This is a genomic window from Streptomyces hokutonensis (genome assembly GCF_000376565.1).
GTDB lineage: Bacteria > Actinomycetota > Actinomycetes > Streptomycetales > Streptomycetaceae > Streptomyces > Streptomyces hokutonensis.
The window spans coordinates 94,253-117,034 of record NZ_BARG01000038.1 but is presented as its reverse complement, the minus strand read 5'-3'; the positions used below and the strand labels follow the sequence as shown (position 1 = coordinate 117,034).

General features: G+C 70.6%; 25 protein-coding genes. 7 read left to right on the top strand and 18 right to left on the bottom strand.

Annotation, left to right across the window (positions count from 1 at the left end; all coding sequences use genetic code 11):
* Nucleotides 1-32: 32 nt before the first annotated feature.
* From SSP08S_RS23120 to SSP08S_RS23090, 7 genes are read right to left on the bottom strand one after another with little or no spacing between them, the layout of a single operon-like run.
* Nucleotides 33-761, bottom strand: a complete 729-nt coding sequence (locus SSP08S_RS23120; RefSeq protein ID WP_019070014.1) for an enoyl-CoA hydratase-related protein — start codon at nucleotides 759-761, stop codon at nucleotides 33-35.
* Entirely contained in the window at nucleotides 758-2,053 is a 1,296-nt protein-coding gene (locus tag SSP08S_RS23115) for an amidohydrolase family protein (protein ID WP_019070013.1), read from the bottom strand. The genes SSP08S_RS23120 and SSP08S_RS23115 overlap by 4 nt, the downstream gene beginning before the upstream one ends.
* 25 nt (nucleotides 2,054-2,078) lie before the next feature.
* Nucleotides 2,079-2,396, bottom strand: coding sequence for a hypothetical protein (locus tag SSP08S_RS23110; RefSeq protein ID WP_019070012.1), 318 nt, complete (start codon nucleotides 2,394-2,396; stop codon nucleotides 2,079-2,081).
* Nucleotides 2,362-2,745, bottom strand: coding sequence for a hypothetical protein (locus SSP08S_RS23105; RefSeq protein ID WP_019070011.1), 384 nt, complete (start codon nucleotides 2,743-2,745; stop codon nucleotides 2,362-2,364). Before SSP08S_RS23105 ends, SSP08S_RS23110 begins: the two co-directional genes overlap by 35 nt.
* Entirely contained in the window at nucleotides 2,742-3,449 is a 708-nt protein-coding gene (locus tag SSP08S_RS23100) for an ABC transporter ATP-binding protein (RefSeq protein ID WP_019070010.1), read from the bottom strand. The genes SSP08S_RS23105 and SSP08S_RS23100 overlap by 4 nt, the downstream gene beginning before the upstream one ends.
* Nucleotides 3,446-4,156, bottom strand: coding sequence for an ABC transporter ATP-binding protein (locus SSP08S_RS23095; RefSeq protein ID WP_043259620.1), 711 nt, complete (start codon nucleotides 4,154-4,156; stop codon nucleotides 3,446-3,448). Before SSP08S_RS23095 ends, SSP08S_RS23100 begins: the two co-directional genes overlap by 4 nt.
* Nucleotides 4,137-6,251 carry a branched-chain amino acid ABC transporter permease gene (locus SSP08S_RS23090; protein ID WP_019070008.1) on the bottom strand — a complete coding sequence of 705 codons (2,115 nt, stop codon included), beginning with the start codon at nucleotides 6,249-6,251 and terminating at the stop codon, nucleotides 4,137-4,139. Before SSP08S_RS23090 ends, SSP08S_RS23095 begins: the two co-directional genes overlap by 20 nt.
* A gap of 210 nt (nucleotides 6,252-6,461) precedes the next feature.
* Between SSP08S_RS23090 and SSP08S_RS23085 the strand changes: the two genes are divergently transcribed.
* The 4 genes from SSP08S_RS23085 to SSP08S_RS23070 are packed head-to-tail and all read left to right on the top strand — an operon-like array spanning nucleotide 6,462 to nucleotide 9,604.
* A complete protein-coding gene (locus tag SSP08S_RS23085) occupies nucleotides 6,462-6,857 on the top strand; it encodes a nuclear transport factor 2 family protein (RefSeq protein ID WP_019070007.1) in 396 nt (131 codons plus the stop codon).
* A complete protein-coding gene (locus SSP08S_RS23080) occupies nucleotides 6,854-7,969 on the top strand; it encodes an acyl-CoA dehydrogenase family protein (protein ID WP_019070006.1) in 1,116 nt (371 codons plus the stop codon). Before SSP08S_RS23085 ends, SSP08S_RS23080 begins: the two co-directional genes overlap by 4 nt.
* A 2-nt stretch (nucleotides 7,970-7,971) precedes the next feature.
* Nucleotides 7,972-8,757 carry an acyl-CoA dehydrogenase family protein gene (locus SSP08S_RS23075; protein ID WP_019070005.1) on the top strand — a complete coding sequence of 262 codons (786 nt, stop codon included), beginning with the start codon at nucleotides 7,972-7,974 and terminating at the stop codon, nucleotides 8,755-8,757.
* Nucleotides 8,758-8,800: 43 nt separating this feature from the next.
* Nucleotides 8,801-9,604 (top strand): acyl-CoA thioesterase, encoded by an 804-nt coding sequence (locus tag SSP08S_RS23070; RefSeq protein WP_019070004.1) that lies wholly within the window; start codon nucleotides 8,801-8,803, stop codon nucleotides 9,602-9,604.
* A 12-nt stretch (nucleotides 9,605-9,616) separates the two neighbouring features.
* On the opposite strand, the gene SSP08S_RS23065 is transcribed toward SSP08S_RS23070, so the two are convergent.
* From SSP08S_RS23065 to SSP08S_RS23055, 3 genes are read right to left on the bottom strand one after another with little or no spacing between them, the layout of a single operon-like run.
* Complete coding sequence (locus SSP08S_RS23065; RefSeq protein WP_019070003.1) at nucleotides 9,617-10,378, bottom strand: SDR family NAD(P)-dependent oxidoreductase; 762 nt, start codon at nucleotides 10,376-10,378, stop codon at nucleotides 9,617-9,619.
* Between the two features lie 29 nt (nucleotides 10,379-10,407).
* Complete coding sequence (locus SSP08S_RS23060; RefSeq protein WP_019070002.1) at nucleotides 10,408-11,556, bottom strand: thiolase family protein; 1,149 nt, start codon at nucleotides 11,554-11,556, stop codon at nucleotides 10,408-10,410.
* Nucleotides 11,549-12,961 carry a class I adenylate-forming enzyme family protein gene (locus SSP08S_RS23055; RefSeq protein ID WP_019070001.1) on the bottom strand — a complete coding sequence of 471 codons (1,413 nt, stop codon included), beginning with the start codon at nucleotides 12,959-12,961 and terminating at the stop codon, nucleotides 11,549-11,551. The genes SSP08S_RS23060 and SSP08S_RS23055 overlap by 8 nt, the downstream gene beginning before the upstream one ends.
* A gap of 66 nt (nucleotides 12,962-13,027) precedes the next feature.
* Between SSP08S_RS23055 and SSP08S_RS23050 the strand changes: the two genes are divergently transcribed.
* The 3 genes from SSP08S_RS23050 to SSP08S_RS23040 all read left to right on the top strand — a co-directional run bounded on the left by SSP08S_RS23050 (nucleotide 13,028) and on the right by SSP08S_RS23040 (nucleotide 14,854).
* Nucleotides 13,028-13,789 (top strand): SDR family NAD(P)-dependent oxidoreductase, encoded by a 762-nt coding sequence (locus SSP08S_RS23050; RefSeq protein ID WP_019070000.1) that lies wholly within the window; start codon nucleotides 13,028-13,030, stop codon nucleotides 13,787-13,789.
* A gap of 5 nt (nucleotides 13,790-13,794) precedes the next feature.
* Entirely contained in the window at nucleotides 13,795-14,547 is a 753-nt protein-coding gene (locus SSP08S_RS23045) for an SDR family NAD(P)-dependent oxidoreductase (protein ID WP_019069999.1), read from the top strand.
* A 136-nt stretch (nucleotides 14,548-14,683) separates the two neighbouring features.
* Complete coding sequence (locus SSP08S_RS23040; protein WP_406449724.1) at nucleotides 14,684-14,854, top strand: hypothetical protein; 171 nt, start codon at nucleotides 14,684-14,686, stop codon at nucleotides 14,852-14,854.
* A gap of 12 nt (nucleotides 14,855-14,866) precedes the next feature.
* On the opposite strand, the gene SSP08S_RS23035 is transcribed toward SSP08S_RS23040, so the two are convergent.
* From SSP08S_RS23035 to SSP08S_RS23000, 8 genes are read right to left on the bottom strand one after another with little or no spacing between them, the layout of a single operon-like run.
* Complete coding sequence (locus tag SSP08S_RS23035) at nucleotides 14,867-15,685, bottom strand: SDR family oxidoreductase (protein ID WP_019069997.1); 819 nt, start codon at nucleotides 15,683-15,685, stop codon at nucleotides 14,867-14,869.
* Complete coding sequence (locus SSP08S_RS23030) at nucleotides 15,682-16,137, bottom strand: VOC family protein (RefSeq protein ID WP_019069996.1); 456 nt, start codon at nucleotides 16,135-16,137, stop codon at nucleotides 15,682-15,684. Before SSP08S_RS23030 ends, SSP08S_RS23035 begins: the two co-directional genes overlap by 4 nt.
* Nucleotides 16,134-17,192, bottom strand: coding sequence for a CaiB/BaiF CoA transferase family protein (locus SSP08S_RS23025; RefSeq protein WP_019069995.1), 1,059 nt, complete (start codon nucleotides 17,190-17,192; stop codon nucleotides 16,134-16,136). Before SSP08S_RS23025 ends, SSP08S_RS23030 begins: the two co-directional genes overlap by 4 nt.
* Nucleotides 17,189-18,145, bottom strand: coding sequence for an LLM class F420-dependent oxidoreductase (locus SSP08S_RS23020; RefSeq protein WP_019069994.1), 957 nt, complete (start codon nucleotides 18,143-18,145; stop codon nucleotides 17,189-17,191). Before SSP08S_RS23020 ends, SSP08S_RS23025 begins: the two co-directional genes overlap by 4 nt.
* A 31-nt stretch (nucleotides 18,146-18,176) precedes the next feature.
* Nucleotides 18,177-18,575, bottom strand: coding sequence for a cobalamin B12-binding domain-containing protein (locus SSP08S_RS23015; protein ID WP_019069993.1), 399 nt, complete (start codon nucleotides 18,573-18,575; stop codon nucleotides 18,177-18,179).
* Nucleotides 18,575-20,176, bottom strand: coding sequence for a methylmalonyl-CoA mutase family protein (locus SSP08S_RS23010; protein WP_019069992.1), 1,602 nt, complete (start codon nucleotides 20,174-20,176; stop codon nucleotides 18,575-18,577). Before SSP08S_RS23010 ends, SSP08S_RS23015 begins: the two co-directional genes overlap by 1 nt.
* Nucleotides 20,173-21,600, bottom strand: coding sequence for a FadD3 family acyl-CoA ligase (locus SSP08S_RS23005; RefSeq protein WP_019069991.1), 1,428 nt, complete (start codon nucleotides 21,598-21,600; stop codon nucleotides 20,173-20,175). Before SSP08S_RS23005 ends, SSP08S_RS23010 begins: the two co-directional genes overlap by 4 nt.
* Nucleotides 21,597-22,775, bottom strand: a complete 1,179-nt coding sequence (locus SSP08S_RS23000; RefSeq protein ID WP_026178744.1) for an amidohydrolase family protein — start codon at nucleotides 22,773-22,775, stop codon at nucleotides 21,597-21,599. The genes SSP08S_RS23005 and SSP08S_RS23000 overlap by 4 nt, the downstream gene beginning before the upstream one ends.
* Nucleotides 22,776-22,782: the final 7 nt, after the last annotated feature.

The following is a 22,782-nucleotide window of genomic DNA, read 5'->3' as shown; positions in this document are numbered from 1 at the left end:
CTCCGACCGTCGCCGAGGACACCGGAGTTGGGTCACTTCCCGGTCCACACCGGGCTACGGCGTTCGGCGAAGGCGCGTGCCCCCTCTGCCGCGTCGGCGCTCCTGAACACCGCCTCGACCTCTGCGGGTTCGGCCCAACGGCGTTCCCGCATCAGCTTCTTCGTCATCGCGACACCGAGAGGGCCGTTCTCGGCGATGCGTTCCGCCAGGGCCAGCGCTGTCTCCCGTACCTTCTCGGCCGGGACGGCTCGGTTGACCAGGCCGAACTGCTTGGCGTCCGCCGCCGTGACGAGGTCGCCGGTCAGCCCCATCTCCAGGGCGACGGCCAGCGGCACCCGGTCGGCGAGGGTCGTACCACCACCGGCCGCGAACAGGCCCCGCTTGACCTCGGCGATCCCCAGCTTGGCGTCCTCGGCGGCCACCACCAGGTCGCAGGCCAGGGCGAGTTCGAAGCCGCCGGCGAGTGCCGAGCCGTTGAGGGCGGCGATCACCGGGGTGGCGATGCCCTCGCGGAAGAACCACACCAGGCCGTCGAATCTGCCGCCGCCCTTCGCGAACGCCTTGAGGTCCATGCCGGAGGAGAAGACCGTTCCGGCGCCGGTGAGGACGATCGCCCGGACCGCCGGGTCGGCGTCCGCCTCCCGCAGCACGTCTGACAGGTCGTCAATCAGTTCCGGGCTCATGGCGTTTCTGACCTCGGGACGGTTCAGGGTCGCCACGAGGACTGCGCCGACCCGTTCCGTCAGGACCAGGTCGCTCATCGGGCCGCCGCCACGGCCGCCCGGGCCTTGGAGCGGAATGCCTCCAACTTCTCGGCGGGCTCGATGAGTTGGTGGCTGCGGGACCGGGTGGTGACGTCGTGTCCCTCGGCCGCCTTGCGCAGCGCGCCCACGGTGGCCTGCTCGCGCGGGATGTGCGCGAAGGGGTCGAAGGAGTACCAGCGCATCGCGTTCTCGAAGGTGATCTTCCGGGCGTCGTCGTCGGGGACGTCGCAGCTCGACAGCACGTCGTGCAGCTGCTCGGGGGCGTCCGGCCACAGGGAGTCGCTGTGCGGGTAGTCGCCCTCCCAGCAGATGTTGTCGATGCCGATGTCGTGGCGCAGCCGTACACCCAGTTTGTCCGTGATGAAGCAGGTCAGGAAGTGCTCGCGGAAGACCTCGGAGGGGAGCTTGCCGCCGAAGTCCTGGAGGGTCCACGTCGAGTGCATCTCGAAGGTGCGGTCGAGGCGCTCCAGGAAGTACGGGATCCAGCCCGTACCGCCTTCCGAGAGGGCGATTTTCAGGTTCGGGAACTGCTTGATCGGGGGTGACCAGAGCAGGTCGGCGGCGGCGGAGACGATGTTCATCGGCTGGAGCGTGATCATCACGTCGGGCGGCGAGTCGGCGGCGGGGACGGCGAGCCTGCCGGAGGAGCCGATGTGCACCGACATCACGGTGTCCGTGTCGGACAGCGCGCGCCACAGCGGGTTCCAGTACGGGTCGTGGAAGCTCGGGTAGCCGAGGACGGCGGGGTTCTCGGTGAAGGTGAGCGAGTGGACGCCCTTCTCGGCGACCCGGCGCACCTCGGCCGCGCACAGCTCCGCGTCCCAGATGGCCGGCAGCGCCATCGGGATGAAGCGGCCCGGGTAGGCGGCGCACCACTCGTCGATGTGCCAGTCGTTGTAGGCCCGCACGAGCGCGAGGGAGAAGTCGGCGTCCTCGGTGGCGAAGAGCCGGGCCGAGAAGCCGGGGAAGGACGGAAAGTTCATCTGGGCGAGGATGCCGCCCGCGTTCATGTCCTTGATGCGCTCGTGCACGTCGTAACAGCCGGGGCGGATCTCGTCGAGGCCCTGCGGTTCGACGCCGTACTCCTCCTTGGGCCGGCCGGCCACGGCGTTGAGCGCGGAGTTGGTGATGGTCGCGCCGCCGAACTGCCAGACGTCGGTTCCGTCGTCCCGGTGGACCAGTTGGGGCGCTTCTTTCTTGTATCGCTCGGGGAGGTGGTTCACGAACATGTCGGGCGGTTCGATGATGTGGTCGTCGACGCTGATGAGGATGAGGTCGTCGCGGTCCATGACGGCTCCTTCGGGGGTGGGTCGGTCAGTCGGAGGCGGGCAGCGGCTTGGCTGCCTTCAGTGCCATGGGGGCGCCGTCACAGGTGAGTTCGCCCGCGCCGGAGGCGGTGCAGAGCAGTTCGAGGGTGCCGGTGGCGTCGACGTACCGCTTGCCGATGAGGGTGGTGGTGCCGGCCGGTCCGGGCTTCGCCGGGGGTGCTTCGGCCGCGGGCACCAACGGGCGTCCGCCGCAGGCCAGTTGGGGCTGCACGTCGGCGGGGGCGCGGATGACGACCACGCGGGTGCCGCAGACGGTGCTGGCGAGTTGGTCACCGGGGCGCGGCGTCGGTGCCGGTGGGGTCATGGCGGAGTTCCCTTTCGAGCAGGCGGTCGGCGAGGAGTTCCACGTCGTAGGACTGACGGGCCATCCAGTACCGCAGGAAGCCGGTGAGCGAGTACCGCAGGAAGAGCGCGGACCCGACGACGCTCCCGGCGACCGCGGCGAGGCCGAGGGTGAGGGCGTCGTTCTGCACCAGCGGGTCGCTGGTGTTGTGCGAGATGAAGTAGGCGCTCACGCCGAGGACGACGCCGATCGTCATCAAGGCGGCGCCGGCGCGCAGCCAGAGCGCGGCCCTTCCGGCGGCCGGGTCCGGGATCTTCAGGACGGTGAGTTCGCGGACGAAGCGGTCCGCTCGCGTCTCGGTGGACGTCATGTGGAACTCCCCAGGTAGAGAGCGGACAGTTCGGCGCGCAGGCCGCCGTCGGGGTGGCCCTGCCGTTCGACCCTGCCGCGGACGAGGACGGCGGCATGGTCGCAGATGTCGAGAACCGCTGCGGCGAACTGCTCGACCACCAGGACGGCCACGCCCTGCCGGGCGATCTCGCCGACCTGTTCGTAGAGCCGGCCGACCACCAACGGGGCGAGCCCCATGGAGAGTTCGTCGAGCAGCAGGACGGCGGGGTCGGTGGCGAGGCCGCGGGCGAGGGCGAGCATCTGCTGTTCGCCGCCGGAGAGGGTGCCCGCCGCTTGTCCGGCGCGCCGGGCCAGGACGGGGAAGCGGGCGAACGCGATCTCCTCGATCTCCTCGCGGCCGCGGCCGGTGAAGGTCATCATGAGGAGGTTGTCGCGGACGGACAGGTTCGGGAACACGCCTCGCCCTTCGGGGATGAGGCAGACTCCGGCGCGGGCCAGGTCGCGGGGGTCGGCGCCGGTCATGTCCCGTCCACCGAGCACGAGTTGGCCCGACTCGACGGGGTGGACTCCGGCGGCGACGCGCAGGGTGGTGGTCTTTCCGGCGCCGTTCGGTCCCAGCAGCGCGACCACCTGTCCGGCGGCGACGTCGAGGTCGACGCCGTGCAGGACGGTGATGCGTTCATGGGCGGCGCGGATGCCGCGCAGTTCGAGAAGTGCGCTCACGCGTCCCCCAGGTAGGCGGCGAGTACCGTTTCGTCGCTGCGGATCACCTCGGGCGGGCCGACGGCGATGATCTTGCCGAGGTCGAGGACGTACACCTCGTCGCAGACGGCCATCACGAGGCTCATGTCGTGCTCGACGAGGACGACGGCGGTCCCGTCCTCGGTGAGGGCGCGCAGGAGTTCCGCGAAGCGTTCGGTCTCCTCCGCGTCCTGTCCGGCGGCGGGTTCGTCGAGGAGCAGCACCTTCGGTCGGATCGCAAGGGCCCTGCCGACCTCGACCAGGCGGCCGACTCCGGTGGGGAGGGCGTCGGGTGAGGTGTCGGCGACGTCCGTGAGATCGAGGCGGTGCAGGATCTCGGTGACGACCTGCTCCGCCCGGCGGCGTTCGGGGCCGAGTTCGGCGGCGACGAGGAGGTTGTCGCGCACGCTCAACCGGCCGAAGAGTTCAAGGCGTTGGAAGGTGCGGGCCAGTCCGTGCCGGGCGCGAGCGGAGGGTCGGGCCCGGGTGACGTCCCGGCCGTCCAGCCGGACCTGCCCCGAGGAGGGCCTGCGCAGTCCGGACGCGACGTCGAACAGGGTACTTTTTCCTGCCCCGTTGGGTCCGATGAGCCCGGTGACCCGGCCCGCCTCGGCGGTCAGCGCCACTCCGTCCAGAGCGCGGTTCCCGCCGAAGGAGACGGTCACTCCACTAACCTGCAGCGACGCCACGGGCCAGCACCTCCTCGTCCTCGGGGCGCCACTCACGCCGTAGGCCCCACCACTCGACGGGGATCTCCGGCTCGGCCGGAGCGGTCTGCCGGGCGTCCGCCCAGGAGCGGAGCGCTATGGCGAGGAGGAGTGAACCGCCGTAGTACGTCCAGTCGTTGATCACGTCGCCGAAGCGCAGCGCCCAGGCCAGGGCAAGGACGCAGAGCAGGGCCGGCAGGGCGATGCGGTCGCGGGCGAGGGGCTCCCACTGGCGGCGGAAGCGGGACACGATGCCGTCGGGGTTGTGGCCGAGTCCCACGCCGGCCAGGCCGGGGAGCAGGGCGACCAGGTTCGCGGTACCCGGGGCGACGGCGATCAGGGCGTTCGTCGGACCGACGAACGCGGTGCCGGCGAAGAGCCCGTTGCCGACCGCGCCCAGTCCACCGACCACGGCGACGAGGAAGATCGGCAGCCCCGCGATGAGGCTGAACTGGTCGGCGGTGACCGTGCGTTGCTGCATTCCGTACAGCGCTCCGCCGAGTCCGGCGATGCCGGAGGCGAGGGCGAACACCGCCACCTTGGCGACCAGCAGGTTGCCGCCGAGGGTGGCGTACGCGGCCTCGCTGTCGCGCAGGGCGATCAGCCGCCGTCCGAAGCGGCTGCGGCGCAGGGCGGCCACGCCGATCGAGGCGAGGGCGAGGCAGACGGCGGCGAACACCATCAACTGCCGTCCGCTGTCGAGCCGTAGACCGAAGAGGTGGGGCCCTGAGATGTCCACCGAGCCCTGGTCGAACAGGGCGATCCGCAGGCCGAGGACGTGGAAGGCCGGGATGGTGAAGATCCAGCGGTCGAGGATCACGGCGAACGCGGCTGTGCCCAGGGCGAGATACACGCCGGAGAGCCGTAGTGCGGGGAGTGCGACCAGTGCTCCGGCCGCCGCCGAGACGAGGATCGCGGCGGCGAGCGCCCACAGTTGGCCGTGGGCGCCGAGGTGTCCCCAGACGACCGCGCCGATGCCCGCCATGCTCAGCTGGCACAGCGAGACCTGTCCGGCGTACCCGGCGAGCGGGACGTACGAGAGTGCCACTACGCCCAGGGAGAAGATCGCTCCGTAGGTGATGAGGTCGGCTTCTCCGAGGAGGGAGGCCAGTACCGCGCCGAAGGTGATGACCACCGCGGCGAACACGAGTGTGCCGCGCGCGCTCGGCACCGGTACGCGGGCAAGCCGTCGCTCACGGCCTCGCAGGCGTCGATGTGGGAACACCAGCAGGGCGAGGAAGAGGAGGAGTGCGGGAGCGGCGAGCCTCAGTCCGGGGAGGTAGTCGTTCTGCGGCAGGTAGCCGGTCAGATAGCTCTCCATGCAGCCGACGACGACGGCGCCGAGGAAGGTGAGCGGCAGGCTGCGCAGCCTGCCGAAGACGGCCGCGGTGTAGGCGCTGACGATCAGCAGGGAGAGCTGTGCGGCGTCGAGCGTGACGGTCGGGGCGATCAAAATGCCGCCGATCGCGGCCAGTTGGGTGCCGAGGATCCAGGAGACCCGGCCCGCCCGGACCGGGTCGGCGCCGGTGAGGCCTACGAGTGCCCGGTCGTCGACGGCGGCGCGCATCTCGGCTCCGGCGCGGGTGCGGTAGAGCAGGATGCGCAGGCCGATCGCGACGGCGACGGCCACCGCCATGGTGATCGCCTGGTGCCAGGTGATGACGGCAGGGCCGAGATGGAAGGGCTTGCGGTCGGCGAAGAACATCGGCAGCGGGCGCGCCACATTGGGGTCCCAGATCCAGCGCGCCGCCGCGATGAGTCCGCTGAGCAGCGCGACCGTCATGACGAGCCGTTCGGCTTCACCGAGGGCTTGGACAGGCCGCAGTACGAACCGCTCGACGAGCAGCCCGAAGCCGGGGGCGAGCACGAGCAGCACCACGACCAGGGCGACCGGAACGGGCCAGCCCCAGCCGACGGTCAGCTGCCAGTACATGAACGCGGACAGCATGCCGGCCGCGCCGTGCGCGAAGTTGAACACGCCGGTGGTGGTGTAGGTGAGCACGAGCCCACTGCCGATGACGGCATAGATCGCGGCCGTGCTCAGGCCAACGATCCCGAAGGTGAGGAACTGGTCCATCGCGTCGGATCTCCCCTCTCCATCGCTGGAAACTAGCTTCTCATCTACGGAGAATCAACCATTCAGACAGAGACTGTTGACGTCGCCTCACGCGTCGTGGAAATCTGCCACTCATCTGAGAGAATGCCATTCTCGCTCATGGTGAAGGGTGGAAAGTCCTTGTCCTCCTTGCCTGTTCCGGCTCCTCCCCCTGGTCCGACCGACGACCTGATGGAGATCCAGCAGCTCCTCGCCCGCTACGCGGTGTGCATCACCCGCGGCGACCTGGACGGGGTGCTGGCGGTCTTCACGCCCGACGGCACGTACAGCGCCTTCGGGGACGCCTACGGCCTCGACGAGTTCCCGGCGCTCGTCGCCGCCGCCCCCAAGGGGCTGTTCCTCACGGGTACGCCGGCCGTCGACCTGTCCGGCGACACGGCCACCGGCACCCAGCCGCTGTGCTTCGTCGACCACGCCACGCACGACATGCGGATCGGCTACTACAACGACACCTACGTCCGCACGGACCAGGGGTGGCGGCTGCGCACCCGTGCGATGACGTTCATCCGCCGCAGCGGGGCGCACGACTCGGGCCGTCCACACGCCTATCAGCGTCCGGGAACATGAACACCCGTTCGGAGTCCGGGTACTCAAGCGTCGCCGACTTCCGCTCGGACCTGCGCGGCTGGCTGGACGGGCACGACCTGTCCCCCGGCCGCGACCACTCTCTCGACGCCCAGGTCGCTCAACTGGCCCGGGTGCGCCGGGCGTTGTACGACGCGGACTGGATGCGGTACGGCTGGCCCGCCGAGGTGAGGGGGCTCGGCGGGCCCGCGGTGCTGAGGGCGGTGCTCGGCGAGGAGGTCGCCACCCGGGAGCTGGCCGAGCCGGGGATCTACTCGATGATCGAGGTCCTCGCCCCGACGATGATCTCGTACGCCCCTCCCGCACTCGCCGCCGAGATGGTCCCCCGGCTGCTCAGCGGCCGTGAGCAGTGGTGCCAGGGCTTCTCCGAACCCGGCTCCGGCAGCGACCTCGCCTCCCTCACCACGCGGGCCGTTCCGCGCGACGACCACTGGGTGATCAGCGGCCAGAAGGTGTGGACGAGCCTGGCCCAATTCGCCGCCCGCTGCGTCCTGTTGACCCGCACCGCACCCGGTCACAACGGGATCACCGCGTTCTTCGTCGACATGGACACCCCCGGCATCACCGTCCGGCCGCTGCGCACGATGCACGGAGTGGACGAGTTCGCCGAGGTGTTCTTCGACGACGTGATCGTGCCCGCCGAGCGGATGCTCGGCCAACCCGGCGACGGCTGGCGTCTGGCGATGGACCTGCTCCCGCACGAGCGCTCCACCTGCTTCTGGCATCGGATCGCCCATCTCTACACCCGACTTGACCGCCTCATGGCCGAGACGAACATCCCCGAAGACGCCGAACTCGGCGCCGCCTACCTGGCGTTGCACACCGTCCGCTGCCGCTCCCACGCCACGCAGCGACGGCTGGCCGAGGGTGAGCGGCTGGGCGCGGAGACGTCGGTCGACAAGGTGCTGCTCGCCACCGCCGAGCAACGGCTCTTCGAGACCGTGCGCGATCTGCTGCCCGGCGTACTGGAGTTGACGGACACGCCGTGGCGCTCGGAGTACCTGTACGCGAAGGCGGCGACCATCTACGGCGGTACGGCAGAGATCCAGCGGAACATCATCGCGCGCCGACTGCTCGACCTGGGGAAGGAGTAGCCGTGGACGCGGCCGAACGGGACCTGCTCGCCGAGACGCTCCGCAAGACGATGTCGGCGGCCTCGGGACAGGCACTGGACACCGCCCTGGCCGACCTCGGCTGGGCCGAACTCCTCGCCGAACAGCCGGACATCGCCGCACCGCTCACCTTCCGCCTGCTGGGCGAGACGGGCGCCCACGCGCCCCTCCTCAACGACGTCCTCCTGAACACGATGGGCCGTCCGCTCGGCGGCACACTCCCGCTGCCGTACACCGGCGGTACGTGGGTCGTCTGGGAGCGCGACGACAGTGCGGCAGGGGCGGCCCTGGACGCCGAACTGCCCCTGCGTTCCGTGCCCGCCGGAGCTCCCGTCCCGCTCGCCGCCGGCCGGGTGGCACTCGGCTGGTGGCTGCTCGGGACGGGCCGCGCCCTGCTCGCGCTGGCCCGTCAACACGCCGTGGACCGCGTGCAGTTCGGCCGCCCGCTTGCCTCCTTCCAGGCCGTACGGCACCGGCTCGCCGAGACCCTCGTGGCGCTGGACGGCGCCGAGGCCACCCTCGTGGCCGCCACCGACGATCTGGGCGCGCTGCTGGCCAAGGCCGCGGCCGGACAGGCGGCGCTGACGGCGGCCCGGCACTGTCAGCAGGTCCTGGGCGGGATCGGCTTCACCGCCGAGCACGATCTCCACCGGCATGTGCGGCGGGCCATAGTGCTGGACGGACTCCTGGGCAGCGCACGGGAGTTGACGCGCGAGGCGGGGGCGCTGCTGCGGACCGGCGGCTCTGCGCCACGACTCGTCCACCTGTGATCGACAAGCTCGTCCGCTTGTGATCGACCGAGGAGTGACATCAGTGACCGATCTATGGAGCGACCTGCTCTCTTGCCTGGACCTCGACGCCCGACCCGGTGCCGTGTACGAGGGCCGCAACCAACAACTCGGCTATCACCGCATCTTCGGCGGGCAGTTGCTCGCCCAGAGCGTCCGGGCCGCCCAACTGGCCTGCCCCGACAAGGCGGTCAAGAGCCTGCACGTGCAGTTCGCGCGGGCCGGACGGCCGCAGGAGCCGGTGCGGTACGAGGTGACGCGTCATCACGAGGGCGGTTCCTTCGCCACGTTGACGGTCGTGGCGCGTCAGACGCAGGGTGTCGCGGCCGTGGCGGCCGTGGCGCTGCACTCCCACGAGGAGGGCCCCGACCAGCAGATCGCGTTCCCGATGCCGTCGGTGCCGGGAGCCGAGCACGACGTGGACCTCTCGCTGCTTCCCTGGGACACCCGGGCCACCGTCGACGTGGACTCGCCGAAGTCGGAACCGCCCGAGTACGACCTGTGGATGCGCACACCGGCGGTGGCGTCTGGACTCGCGCCCGCGTTGACGGCGTACGCGAGCGATCTGAGTCTGATCGGTACGGCGCTTCGCCCGCTGGAAGGGGTCACCCAGCACGATTCGGGAACGGCGTTCACGTCCGCCGTCACCGCGCACACGGTGTGGTTCCACCGCCCTTTCACGACGGACGGCTGGCTGCTCCTGCGCCACCGGAGCCCGCTCGTCGCCCACGGCCGCTGCTACGGCCGGGGCGATGTGCTCACCGCGCAGGGGTCTTTGGTCGCCTCGTTCGCGCAGGAGGCTCTGCTGCGCTTCCGTACGGTCGAGTAAGGCCGCCCCCGCTCAGCGCATCACGGTGCCGCCGTCGACGTTGATGACCTGGCCGTTGATCCAGGCTCCCGCGTCGGACATGAGGTGGGCCACCATGGCGGCGATGTCGTCGGCGCGGCCGTGCCGGGTGCTGCGGGTGCGAGCGAGCAGAGCCTCCAGCAGGTCCGGGTCGGCGCCCTCCTGGATGGCCGGGGTCAGGATCAGACCGGGGGCGACCGCGTTGGCCCGGATGCCCTCGCTGCCCCAGCGGGAGGCGACATGGCGGGCGAGGGCGTTGATGCCCGCCTTGGTCGCCGAGTAGGCGGGACGCGCGGCCTCGCCGGTGAAGGCCGCGATGGACGAGGTGTAGACGAGCGCGCCGCCACCCCGGGCGAGGAGTTCGGGAACGGCGTATCGCGTGACGAGCATGTGGCCCCGCAGGTTGACGGCGAAGGTCCGGTCCCAGACCGCGAGGTCCATGTCGACGACGTCGGTGTCCTTGGAGACCGCGCCCATGTCACCCGCGTTGATGTGCACCGCGTCCAGGCCGCCGTACGTCCGCACAGTGGTCGTCACCAGTTCGCCGACCGAGTCCTCGTCGGAGATGTCGAAGCCCGCCGCGACCGCCTCGCCACCGGCGACACCGATGGCCGAGGCGGTCCGCCTGGCGCCCTCGACATCGAGATCGGCGACGACGACCCTGGCGCCCTCGTCCGCGAGCCGCCGGGCCGACGCGGCGCCCAGCCCGGTGGCCGCGCCGGCGACGAGAACGACCTTCTCCTTCAAGCCCTCCACAGCGTTCCCCTCCTCCCTGTACTTGAGCGCTACGGCGCCGGCACCTCGATGACCGTGGCCGAGCCCATGCCGCCGCCCGCGCACATCGCGGCGACGCCGATGCCACCGCCCCGGCGGCGCAGTTCGTGCACCAGCGTGACCAGCATCCGGGCACCCGTCGCGGCGACCGGGTGGCCGAGGGAGCAGCCGCTGCCGTTGACGTTCACGCGGTCGGGGTCGAGACCGAGCAGCTTCACCGCGGCGACGGGCACGGCGGCGAAGGCCTCGTTGATCTCGAAGAGGTCGACGTCGGAGGTCGAAAGTCCCGCACGGGCAAGGGCTTTGGGGATGACCTTCACCGGGGTGAGGCCCGTCTCGGCGGGGTCGGCGCCGACCGAGGCCCAGGAGCGGACCACAGCGAGTGCGGGCAGACCGAGCCGGTCGCTGGCCACCACCAGCGCGGCGGCACCGTCGTTGGCGCCGCCCGCGTTGCCCGCCGTGATGGAGAAGCCCTCGATCTCCGGGTGGAGCGGCTTGAGCGAGGCCAGTTTCTCCAGGCTCGTGGTGCGGCGCGGGTGTTCGTCGACGGAGAACAGGCCGTGCGGTGTGTCGATGGGCACCAGCTCGGCGTCGAAACGGCCTTCGTCGATGGCGCGAATCGCGTTCTGGTGCGAGCGCAGCGCCCAGGCGTCCATGTCGGCGCGGCTGAGACCGGCCCGTACGGCGGTGTTCCAGCCGACCGTGATCGACATGTCCAGGTTGGGCGCGTCGGGGCGGTCGGGGTGCGTGGGCGGACTCCACGGCTCGACCCACTCCCCGTCCACGCGGAAACGCTGTTTCGGCGAGGTGGAGGCCGAGTTGACGCCGCCGGCGATGACGAGTTCGTCCATGCCCGCGCGGATGCTGCCCGCCGCGCTCTGCACGGCCGCGAGACCGGCGGCGCAGTGACGGTTGTGGGCGAGGCCGGGTACGGCGGTGAGCCCGACGGTGAGCGCCGCGTGCCGGGCCACGACCCCGCCGCCGTACAGGCCCTCGCCGAGGATGACGTCGTCGACGGCGTCCGGATCGAGCCCGTCCGTGGCGGCAGCGGCGGCGACGATGTGGTGGGCCAGGTCGAACGCGGTGGTGTCGCGCAGGGTGCCCTTGACGGCGGTGCCGACGGGGGTACGCAGGGCGGACACGAGGACTGCTTCAGGCATGGGTGGTCTCCAACTCGGCCAGCAGAATGCGGCGCAGCAGCTTTCCGGTCTCGGTCTTGGGCAGTTCGGCGCGGAAGACGATCGTGTCGGGGGTCTTGGAGGAGCGCAGCCGGTCCCTGACCCACTGGCGGACCTCCGCCGCATCGCCCTCGCCGACCACGACGGCCACGATCCGCTGTCCCCACTCGGGGTCGGGCACACCGATCACCGCGGCCTCCACGATCCCGGGGTGGGCGACGAGAACGTCCTCTATCTCGGCGGGAGCGATGTTCTCGCCGCCGCGAATGATGGTGTCGTCGGCGCGACCCTCGATGAACAGATAGCCGTCGGCGTCCAGACGGCCCCGGTCCCGGGTGGGGAACCAACCGTCCGCGTCGAGTGCGCTGCGTCCCCCGTATTCGCCGGAGATCTGATCGCCGCGCACGAAGACCAGCCCTGTCTCCCCGGCACGTGCCGGCTTCCCGTCGTCATCGCGGATCTCGATCTCGACTCCGGGCAACGGCCGTCCCACGGAGCCGAGTCGATCCCGTACGGCCGGGTCGGCGGATGCCAGCGCCTCGCGGTGGTCGTCAGGCCCCAGGACCGCGACCGAGGAAGCCGTCTCCGTCAGACCGTACGCGTTCACGAACCCCGTGCCGGGGAAGATCTCCAACGCCCGCTCCACCACGGGCCGCGGGGTCCTGGCACCGCCGTAGGCCAGGCTGCGGAGTGTGGGCGTGCCGGCGTCGTCCGCCGGGACCTCGGCGACGATGCGGGCCAGCATGGTGGGCACGACGAGTGCGTGGGTGACCTGCTCGCGGCGCGCGGTCTCCAGCCACTCCCCCGCGTCGAAGGCGGAGAGGTACACCAGGCGGCGGCCGGAGTAGAGGTTCGTCAGCAGGTTCATCAACCCGGCCACGTGGTATGGCGGAACGGCCACCAGAGCCGCGTCGCCCTCCTCGGCGGAGGCGAACTCCTGGGTGTTGAGGACGTAGGCCAGCAGGTGGCGGTGGCGCAGCAGGGCCGCCTTGGGTTCGGCGGTCGTGCCGCTGGTGTAGAGGACCACCGCGACGGAGTCCTGGTCCTGGAGCAACTCCGGTACGGCCGTCTCCTCTTCGCTCAGCAGGGCGTCGAGGTCGGCCGGGCGCAGGACGAGGGCGCCGGGGTGGCGGGCCAGAAGGCGGTTCAACTGGTGTTCGCCGAGGCGGTAGTTGAGGGGGATGAACGGGATGCCCGCCAGAGCGGCTCCGAACAGGGCCACCGGGTAGGCGAGGTGACTGGGGCTCAGATAGAGCACGGCCGGGCGGCCCTGGAAGCGGTGCGCGGCGGCGCGGGCGCGGGCGAGCAGTTCCGAGGCGGTCAGGGAGCGGCCGTTCGCCGTGACCACCGGTCGGTCGCCGCCCGAGGCCACCATCTCGAGAATCATGGTTATATTCATGAGAATGCTATTCTCGTCTCACTAGAGCGCTGTTCGCAAGAGAGGAAATCCTTGATGCAGATCAGTGGGAGCTCCGCGGTCGTCGTCGGCGGGGCGGGCGGCCTGGGCGAGGCCACCGTCCGTCGGCTGCACGCGGCGGGAGCGAAGGTCGTCGTGGCCGATCTGGCCGACGAGAAGGGCAAGGCCCTGGAGCAGGAGCTGGGTGTGCGCTATGTGCGCACCGATGCCACCTCCGAGGACGATGTCCAAGCCGCGCTGGCCGAGGCGGAGTCGGCGGGACCGCTCAGGATCTCGGTGGACGCGCACGGCGGCCCGGCGAGCGGCGGCCGGCTGGTCGGCAAGGACGGCTCTCCCCTCGACCTCGCGGGCTTCCGCACGACGATCGACGTGTACCTCACCGGCGTGTTCAACGTGCTACGCCTGGCCGCCGCCGCGATCGCCCGTCAGGAGCCGCTGGACGGCGGCCGGGGTGTCATCGTCAGCACGGCGTCGATCGCGGCGTACGAGGGCCAGATCGGCCAACTCCCTTACGCGGCGGCCAAGGGCGGGGTCGTCAGCATGACCCTGGTGGCCGCGCGCGACCTGTCCCCGCTCGGCATCCGGGTCGTCACGATCGCGCCAGGCACCTTCAACACGCCGGCCTACGGCAAGGCGGGCGACCAGTTGGAGGCCTACTGGGGGCCGCAGATCCCGTACCCGAAGCGCATGGGGCTGCCGGCCGAGTACGCCGGTCTGGTGCAGCACATCGTGGAGAACGACTATCTCAACGGCGAGGTCGTCCGTCTCGACGGCGCTCTCCGGTTCCCGCCGAAGTAGGGGAAGTGACCGACGTGGGCGGATCGTTGAAGGGCAAGGTCGCGTTCGTCGCGGGCGCCAGCCGTGGCATCGGCCGTACGGTCGCGCTGGCGCTCGCCGAGGCGGGCGCCTCGGTCGCGGTCGCCGCGCGCTCCGAGCGGGAGGGCCGGCTGCCCGGCACGATCCACTCGGTCGCGGACCGGATCGTCGCGGCGGGCGGGAGCGCGCTGCCGGTGCCCTGTGATGTCAGCGACGAGGCGTCGGTCGACGCCGCCGTCGCCGCCACGGTCGCGGAGTTCGGCGGAATCGACATTCTCATCGCCAATGCCGGGGTGCTGTGGCTCGGCCCGGTCGAGTCGACGCCGCTCAAGCGCTGGCAGCTGTGCCTGGACGTCAATCTGACCGGGGTGTTCCTGGTGACCCGGGCCGTGATTCCGCACGTACGCGCCCGTGGCGGTGGGTCGTTGGTGGCCGTGACGACCGGCGGGGTGGGCATGACGGACCGGGGCGCCAACGCGTACTGGGTGTCCAAGGCGGCGGTCGAGCGCCTCTATGCGGGGCTCGCCGCCGACCTGCGGAAGGACAACATCGCCGTCAACTGCCTTGCCCCGTCACGGGTGGTGCTGACGGAGGGATGGCAGGCGGGCGGCGGAGGCCGGGAGATCCCGCCGGAGATGGTGGAGCCGCCGGAGGCGATGGCGAGGGCCGCGGTTCTCCTCGCGGGTCAGGACGCGACCGGCCTCACGGGTACCGTCCAGCGCTCGGAATCCCTTGTCTGAACGGCAGTTGGGCCCGCGCGCGTGATGCGCGGCGGGCACGACTGATCGGCGCCATCGGGGGCACACGGAACGACGAGCCGCCGGGGTCACCGGTGGCTCGTCGTCCATTCGTAGGGGTATTCAGATGCTTGCCTTTGTGGCTGCCGCGCTCTTCGTCATCGCCTTCCTCATCCGAGTCACCGAGACATCGACCCAGCTCGTCTTCACCCCGACGAGCCTCATGCTCCTCGGACTGGCCTTCCTCGCCGCGCACTCGGCCGGCCTGGGGACGGGCTGGTCCGCGCGCCGCAGCGGGCGTCGGCGCTGACGTGGTGCGGCGTCACCGGACCGCCGCACACACCCCACCGTCCACGAGAACGTCGATCCCGGAAACGAAAGCGGCCTCGTCGGACAGCAGGAACGCCACCGCCGCCGCGACGTCCTCGGCCCGCCCCGTCCGGCCGAGCGGCGTCCGTTCCACCAATGCGGCCATCGCGGGCTGGGCCGCTGCCTCCTGCCGCCCCTGAGGGGTGTCGATGACACCCGGCGAGACGGAACACGCGCGAGCGCCGTACGGCCCCAGCCGTACCGCCTCCCGCCGTACGAACCGGTGCACCCCGTGCTTGGCCCACGCGTAGGCGAGCCCGGAGTCCTCGACAGCGGGCCCGAGGGCCTCCCGGAGCCGGTCGAGGAAGTCGTCCCGGAGCGGGTCGTCGAGAATCGCCGCTACGGCGGAATCGGCCTCCAGGTTGCCGAGCAGCGGGGCCATCGAGGCGAAGCACACCAGTGCCGTCCCCTCGGTGGCAAGCGGGCGAAGGGCCTCCGCGAGGCGCGCGGTGCCGACGAGGTCGACCTCGAAGATGCGCCGCCAGTCGGCCATCGTCGGTGAGATCCCGGCGGCGTGGGAGACGGCCCTGAGGGTGCCCAACTCGGCTGTAAGGGAGGCGAGTTGGGCGAGTCCGGCCGGGTCGGTGATGTCGAGGACGAAGGGTTCGACCCTCACCTCCCCGTCGGCGGCCGACAGTTCCTTCGCGGCGGCGGTGACGGCCGGTTCGTCGCGGTCCACCAGCAGCAAGGTGTCCACCAGGTCGGTGAGCCGCCGTGCGCAGGCCAGTCCCATGCCGCGCCCGGCCCCGGTCGCGATGCCCACGGTCGTCATGCGGTCCCTCCTCCGTGGCTCCAGTACTTCTCCAAGCCCGGCCGCGCCACCCGGTCCACGAGTTCCACGAGCAGACCGCTGGGCCCGCGCAGGAAAGCGAAGGGCGCGCCCCCGGAGCCGACCCGGCGCGCCTCGGTCACGAATCCCTGCCGGGTGAGTTCGGCGGCGTCGGCGGCGACATCGTCCGACCAGTAGCCGACGTGGTGCACTCCCCCGCCGGCCACCGGCTCCCACAGAGTGCCCGGCACCCGGCGGACGATCTCCAGTCGAGGGAGTGTCCGGGAGTAGGCGCAGCTGATGTCCAGAACTGCGTCTCCTGTCGGCAGCGCCAGCGGCACCGCTCCCCCGATCTCGGCGCACCACTCGTACCCGAACGCGCCCGAGAGCTCGGCCAGGGTCGCTTCGAAGTCCTCGACTACGAGCCCGAGATGGAACTGGTCCTCGGCTCTCACGACTCCACCACCGTCCCGGAAACGTCATGCTCGCCGAGCCGGGGCGGTGGCCCGTAGTCGGGCTCGTACCCGGCGACCCGGACGGGACTGCGCACCAGTCGGAAGTCCCCGGCCGTGACTACGGCCTCGGGGGTGGCGGCGAGCGCCTGCGGCAGGGTCCGTACGGCAGCGGCGGGCACCCCGAGGGGACGCAGCCGCGCCTCCCAGGACACGGCCGTGTCGCCGGCCAGGGCGTCCGTGACGGCGACGAGTACTTCCTCCCGGCGCTCCGCCCGCTCGGCCATCGTGGGGAATCCCTGGAGGCCGGCCTCGGCTGCGAAGGACTTCCAGAAGCCGTCGTGGGTGATGAAGAGCGCCAAGTGGCCCTCGGCCGTGGGGAAGAGCTGGGCCGGCACGTAGAAGGAGTGCGCGCCGAGCGGCAGTCGGCGCGGTTCGACGCCCTCGTTGAGGTAGGCGGAGGCACGGTAGTTGAGCTGAGACAGCATCACATCCCGTAGCGACACCTCCACTTGGCCGCCGCGCCCGGAGACGATGTGGGCGAGGAGTCCCAACGCGGCTGTCAGACCGGATGAGTTGTCGGCGGAGGAGTAGCCGGGCAGGGTCGGCGGACCGTCCGGGTCGCCGGTGAGGGCGGCTACGCCGGTGGCCGCCTGGACCACGTAGTCGAAGGCGGGTTCGTCGCCCGCCGCCAGCCCGTACCCGGTGAGCGCGACACACACGATCCGCTCGTTCCACTTCCGCAGCACGTCGTACGTCAGCCCTAGCCGGTGGATCGCCGACGGCTTGAGGTTGACGAGCAACGCGTGGGCGTCGGCGACGAGTTCACCGAGACCGGCCTGTCCCTCGGCGGTCGTGAGGTCGAGGCGGACGCTGCGCTTGCCGCGGTTGAGGCTGGCGAAATACGCGTCGCTCACCTGGCGGGAGATGTCCCCGCCGGGCGGCTCGATCTTGGTGACCTCGGCGCCGAGGTCGGCGAGCATCATCGTGGCGTAGGGGCCTGCCAGCATGTGGCCGACCTCCAGGACGCGGATGCCGTCCAGCGGTCCGGCGGTCATCGCAGATCCGCGGCGAGGGCGGCGAGCATGTCGCGGGTGCGGTACTTGGAGGCGACCAGCTCGTCGCGGTTGTCGCCGATGGGCAGCAGCCGTACGGACAGGTCGGTGACCCCGGCATCGGCGAAGCGCTGGAAGCGGGCGGCGATGGCGTTCTCGTCGCCGGCCGCGCACAGGTCGCCGATGTCGCGCGCGTCGCCGTACTCGAGCACCCGTTGGTAGTTGGGCGAGATCTCGGCCTCGCCGAGGATCCGGTTGGCGCGCTCGCGGGCCTCGTCGACGCGGTCGGGTGCGCACAGGCAGACCGGGATGCCCGCGACGATCCGGGGTGCCGGGCGTCCGGCGCTCTCGGCGGCCTTGGTGATGCGGGGTACGACGTGTTCGGCGACCGCGCGTTCGTCGGCCATCCACAGGACGGTTCCGTCGGCCCGTTCCCCTGCGAGGCGCAGCATGACCGGGCCGAGGGCGGCGAGCAGGACCGGCAGCCGGGAGACGGGGGCGAGGGTGAGCGGGTTGTGGACGGTGAAGGTGTCGTTCTCGACGTCGACCATGTCCGTTCCGCCGAACGCGGCGTCGAGGACGTCGAGGTAGTCACGGGTGAGCGCGGCCGGTTTCTCGTACGGCAGCCCGAGCATGTCCTGGATGATCCAGTGGTGGGACGGCCCGAGGCCGAGAGCGAGCCGTCCTCCTGCCGCTGCCTGGGCCGAAATCGCCTGGCGGGCAAGGGCGATGGGGTGCTGGGCCTGCAACGGCACGACGGCGGTGCCCAGTTCGATGCGCTCGGTGCGCACGCCCATGAGCGCGATCGCGGTGAGCGCGTCGAAGTCGGTGGGGATCTGCGGCACCCACACGGTGTCGAAGCCGGCCTTCTCCGCCCATGTCACGTCGTCGATCATCCGTGTGACCTTGCGGACCGAGTCCCCGCGCTCGGGCCCGATCATCACTCCGATGCGCACGCTGCCTCCAGGTTTTCGGGTTGCCGCCGGGTCATGGCGAGGTGACGGATGTCAGGGCGCGCATCTCGGTGACGAGGGTGTCGAGCGGTGTGCCCGTGGGGAAGACCGCGGCGGCTCCGGCCGTGAGCAGTTTCGGTACGTCGGCCGGTGGGATGGTGCCGCCGACCACGACGGCGATGTCCTCGGCGCCCGTGGCGCGCAGGGCCTCGATCACGCGGGTGGTGAGAGCAAGATGTGCGCCGGAGAGAATGCTGAGTCCGACGACGGCGACGTCCTCCTGGACGGCGACGGCCACGATGTCGTCGACGCGCTGCCGGATCCCGGTGAAGATCACCTCGAAGCCCGCGTCGCGCAGGGTCCGCGCGACGATCTTGGCTCCGCGGTCGTGTCCGTCGAGCCCCGGTTTGGCCACCAGTACACGGGAGTTCATCAGAACACCACCGGCTGCTGGAACTCGCCCCAGACCGCCTTGAGCGCGGCCACCATCTCGCCGACCGTGCAGTAGGCGTTGGCGCAGTCGATCAGGATGGGCATGAGGTTGTCGGTACCTTCCGCGGCACGGGCCAGTTCGGCGAGGCGTTGCCGTACGAGAGCTGCGTCGCGGGTGGCCTTGACGTCGGCGAGGCGTTTCAGCTGCCGGTCGCGGCCCTCCGCGTCGAGTTCGTAGGTCGCGAGGTCGGGCGGCGGCTCGTCGGAGACGAAGCGGTTGACGCCGACGACGGGCCGGGTGCCCGCCTCTACCTCGCGGTGCAACTGGTAGGCCTCGTCGGCGATGAGGGTCTGGAGATAGCCGTCCTCGATGGCCCGGACCATGCCGCCGTAGCGCTCCAGGTCGTCCATGATCTCGACGATGCAGGCCTCGGTGGCGTCGGTGAGTGCCTCGACGAAGTACGAGCCGCCGAGCGGGTCCGCGACCCTGGCAACGCCCGTCTCATGGGCGAGAATCTGCTGCGTGCGCAGCGCGAGCGTCGCCGACTCCTCGCTGGGCAGGGCGAAGGGCTCGTCCCAGGCGGCCGTGAACATCGACTGGACGCCGCCGAGGACCGAGGCGAGCGCCTCGTAGGCCACGCGGACGGTGTTGTTCTGCGCCTGGGGTGCGTAGAGGGAGGCGCCTCCGGCGACGCAGCCGAAGCGGAACATGGCCGCCTTGTCGCTGTCCGCGCCGTACCGTTCGCGCACGATGGTGGCCCAACGCCTGCGTCCGGCACGGTACTTGGCGATCTCCTCGAAGAAGTCGCCGTGCGTGTAGAAGAAAAAGGAGACCTGCGGGGCGAACTGATCGATCGTCATACGGCCCCGGGCGAGCACCGTGTCGCAGTAGGTGACCCCGTCGGCGAGGGTGAACGCCATCTCCTGTACGGCGTTGGCGCCGGCGTCGCGAAAGTGCGAGCCGGCGACCGAGATGGCGTTGAAGCGCGGTACTTCGGCGGCGCAGAACTCGATGGTGTCGGCGATGAGCCGAAGGGACGGTTCGGCGGGCCAGATCCAAGTGCCCCTGGAGGCGTACTCCTTGAGGATGTCGTTCTGGATCGTCCCGGTGAGTTTGGCGCGGGGCACGCCCGCCCGTTCGGCGGCGGCTACGTAGAAGGCGAGCAGGATCGCGGCGGTGCCGTTGATGGTGAAGCTGGTGCTGATCCGGTCCAACGGGATGCCCTCGAAGAGGACTTCGGCGTCGGCGAGCGTGTCGACGGCGACGCCGACCCGGCCCACCTCCTCGCCGACTTCGGGGTCGTCGGAGTCGTAGCCGCACTGGGTGGGCAGGTCGAGCGCCACCGAGAGTCCGGTGCCGCCCTGTTGGAGCAGGTAGTGATAGCGGCGGTTGGACGATTCGGCGGTGCCGAAGCCGGAGTACTGGCGCAGGGTCCACAGCCGTCCGCGGTAGCCGGTGGCGTAATTGCCGCGCGTGAAGGGGAAGTTGCCCGGCGCGGGCGGATTTGCCTTCACGTCGTCCGGGCCGTAGACCGGTTTGAGGGGCAGGCCGGACGCGGTCCGGACGGGTTCTTCGCCCTGGGGCGGTGTGGGAGGCGTCATCGCAGGAGGTCCTTCATCACCTTTCCGGTGGCGTTCAGCGGCAGTTCCGTCAGGAACTCCACGGTCCGGGGCACCTTGAACCCGGCCATCCGGCGCCGGCTCCACTCGATCAACTCGTCGGCGGTCAGCGGCTGCCGGAGGACGACGAAAGCCTTGCCGACCTGTCCCATGCGTTCGTCGGGGACGCCGATCACGGCGGCCTGGGCGACCGCCGGGTGTTCCATCAGGAAGCCCTCGATCTCGGCCGGGTAGGCGTTGAAGCCGCCGACGATGAACATGTCCTTCTTGCGGCCGACGATCCTCAGATAGCCGCGGTCGTCGAGCGTGCCGAGGTCCCCGGTGTGCAACCAGCCGTCCTGGTCGATGGCTTCGGCGGTGGCGTCGGGGTCGTTGAAGTAGCCGCGCATCACGCTGTAGCCGCGGACCAGCACCTCGCCGTCGTCGGCGATGTGGACCTCGACGCCGTCGCAGGGGGTGCCGACGGTGGTGGCGATGTCCTCGAAGGAGTCGCCGGGGCGGGTGGCGGTGGCGGTGCCCGCCTCGGTCAGGCCGTAGCCCGTCATGATCGAGGTGAAGGGCAGTTCGGTCATCACCCGGCGGATCAGTTCGACGGGGATGTCGGCGGCTCCGGTCACCGCAACTCGCAGTGAGGACAGGTCTCTTGAGCCACGGTCGGTGAGCAGGGAGTGGTAGAGCGTGGGCGGGCCGGGCAGGACCGTCACCCGCTCACGCTCGACCAGGTCGAGGACGTGGTCCACGTCGAAGACGGGCACGGGGAGGATGGTCATGCCGCGGATCAGCGAGGCGACCATGCCCGCCTTGAAGCCGAAGATGTGGAAGAACGGGTTGACGATCAGATAGCGGTCGCCCTCCCTGACTCCGGCCAGGTCGCACCACTCCGCGTACAGGCGGAGCGTCTGGGTGTGGGTCATCAGGACGCCCTTGGGCCGGCCGGTGGTGCCCGAGGTGAAGACGATGTCGCTGACCTGGTCGCCGGTCACCTTCCGCTCGAAGGGTGAACCGCTCGCCAGGAAGCCGGACTTGAGGTCGATGACCGGCACACCGGGCGGTGTCTTGAAGTCCAGGCCGAGGAAGCCCTCCTGGACGAGAACGGCCTTCGCACCGCTGCGCACGATGATGTCGTGCGCCTCGTCCGCCTTGAAGCGGGTGTTGACGGGCACGACCACACCGCCCGCGGTCATCAGACCGAAGGCGGCGACGATCCACTCGGCGGAGTTGGGCGCCCAGATCGCGACCCGGTCGCCCTGCTCCACCCCGGCCGAGGCGAACGCCCCCGCAGCCACGCGCACCCGCTCGACCAGCTCGGTGAACGTGAGGCGGAGCGGGCCGTCCACCACGGCTTCGGCGTCACCGAAGCGGTCGGCCGCGCTCAGCACCATCTGCGGGATGCTCTCCCAGGTCATACGCCGATCAGGCGGGCGAGATTGCCGCCCATGATCTTGGCCTGGTCGGCCTGCTTCATGCCCTGGATCGCGTCGATGTAGGAGACCGGGTCGGCCAGCCCCTCGGGGTGCGGGTAGTCGGACCCGAACAGGACGCGCTCGACGCCGACGACCTCGGAGAGGGCGGCCATGTCCTCCTCCCAGAACGGGCTGATGTGGATGCGGTTCCTGACCTCTTCGACCGGGTCGCCGAGGAAGCCCTTGGGCTGCTTCTTGTAGGTGCTGGCGAGTTGGTCGAGCAGCGGGAGCAGCCAGGAGGAGCCGTTCTCGATGACCGAGACCTTGAGTTCCGGGAAGCGGAACAGGGCTCCGTGGCAGACCCAGGACGCGACCGCGTCGGTGACCGGGCGCCACTCGGACATCATCCGGAAGACCTGCGCCTGGAACGGCGTCATCTCCTGGCTCTTGCCCTCCCAGTCGCTGGAGTAGCGCGAGTAGCCGCTGTCGGAGGAGTGCATGGCGACCAGCACACCCGCCTCCTCGACGCGCTTCCAGAACGGGTCGAACTCCGGCAGCGCGAAGGAGCGCGAGCCGCCGTAGCCGGGGACAGGGGCCGGCCGGACGAGAATCGCCCGCGCTCCGCGCTCCAGGCACCACTCCAGTTCGGCGATCGCCTTGTCCAGGATCGGCAGGCTGATCACCGGGGTGGTGAAGATGCGGTTCTTGTAGTTGAACTGCCAGGTCTCGTGCAGCCATTGGTTGAGGGCGTGCACGACGACATGGATCAGCTCGGGGTCGTCCCGCATCCGTTCCTCGACGAGGCTGGCGAGGGTCGGGAACATCAGGGTCTGCTGGATGCCCAGGTCGTCCATGAGCGCCAGGCGCGGCGCGGGTTCGCGGAACGCGGGGATCGACCGCATCGGCTCGCCGAACAGCTCCCGGTGGGACTTGCCCTCCGGGTTGCCCTCGCGGAAGTAGTCCTCCCAGGCGCCGGGCCGGGCGACGACCTCGAACGTGGGGTTGGGGATGTAGTCGCTGATCTGACCGCGGATGGCGATCTTCGTACGCCCCTTCACCTGCACGTACTGGATGGCGCTCGCGTACTGCTTGGGCAGGTACCGGGTGAGCGCGTCCTCGGTCTCGTACAGGTGGTTGTCCGCGTCGAACAGCGGATACGGCGGCACACGCGATGGCATGAGATCC